This window comes from Gordonia sp. NPDC127522, from assembly GCF_042672305.1.
Lineage (GTDB): Bacteria > Actinomycetota > Actinomycetes > Mycobacteriales > Mycobacteriaceae > Gordonia > Gordonia hongkongensis.
The window spans coordinates 1-1,193 of the sequence record NZ_JBHXVK010000038.1 but is presented as its reverse complement, the minus strand read 5'-3'; the positions used below and the strand labels follow the sequence as shown (position 1 = coordinate 1,193).

The window sequence follows — 1,193 nt, the reverse complement described above, 5'->3', positions numbered from 1 at the left end:
CACCTGAGCTGGTGTGGGTCGCAGAGACCAGAGAGAAGCGACTGTTTACTAAAAACACAGGTCCGTGCGAAGTCGTAAGACGATGTATACGGACTGACGCCTGCCCGGTGCTGGAAGGTTAAGAGGACCGGTTAATCACTTCGGTGGTGAAGCTGAGAATTTAAGCCCCAGTAAACGGCGGTGGTAACTATAACCATCCTAAGGTAGCGAAATTCCTTGTCGGGTAAGTTCCGACCTGCACGAATGGCGTAACGACTTCTCTGCTGTCTCAACCACAGACTCGGCGAAATTGCAGTACGAGTAAAGATGCTCGTTACGCGCGGCAGGACGAAAAGACCCCGGGACCTTCACTATAGCTTGGTATTGGTGTTCGGTTCGGTTTGTGTAGGATAGGTGGGAGACTGTGAAGTGGGCACGCCAGTGTTCATGGAGTCGTTGTTGAAATACCACTCTGATCGTATTGGACTTCTAACCTCGGACCCTGATCGGGTTCAGGGACAGTGCCTGGTGGGTAGTTTAACTGGGGCGGTTGCCTCCTAAAAGGTAACGGAGGCGCCCAAAGGTTCCCTCAGCCTGGTTGGCAATCAGGTGTTGAGTGTAAGTGCACAAGGGAGCTTGACTGTGAGACGTACATGTCGAGCAGGGACGAAAGTCGGGACTAGTGATCCGGCACCGGCAAGTGGAAGCGGTGTCGCTCAACGGATAAAAGGTACCCCGGGGATAACAGGCTGATCTTCCCCAAGAGTCCATATCGACGGGATGGTTTGGCACCTCGATGTCGGCTCGTCGCATCCTGGGGCTGGAGTAGGTCCCAAGGGTTGGGCTGTTCGCCCATTAAAGCGGCACGCGAGCTGGGTTTAGAACGTCGTGAGACAGTTCGGTCTCTATCCGCCGCGCGCGTAAGAAACTTGAGGAAACCTGTCCCTAGTACGAGAGGACCGGGACGGACGAACCTCTGGTGTGCCAGTTGTCCCGCCAGGGGCACTGCTGGTTAGCTACGTTCGGAAGGGATAACCGCTGAAAGCATCTAAGCGGGAAGCCTGTTCCAAGATGAGGTTTCTCACCCCCTTCGCGGGGTTAAGGCCCCCCACAGACCATGGGGTTGATAGGCCAGAACTGTACGCACAGCAATGTGTTCAGGTGACTGGTACTAATCGGCCGAGGACTTACCAACAACACCCACAACATCACCA

The 1,193-nt window shown here is 54.8% G+C and carries 1 rRNA gene (running past one end of the window); it reads left to right on the top strand.

What is annotated here, in order from left to right:
- Positions 1-1,174: ribosomal RNA gene (locus ACFVHY_RS24400) — 23S ribosomal RNA — on the top strand; its annotated part reaches 1,393 nt to the left of the window's first position; the annotation flags it as partial.
- Between the last annotated feature and the right edge of the window lie 19 nt (positions 1,175-1,193).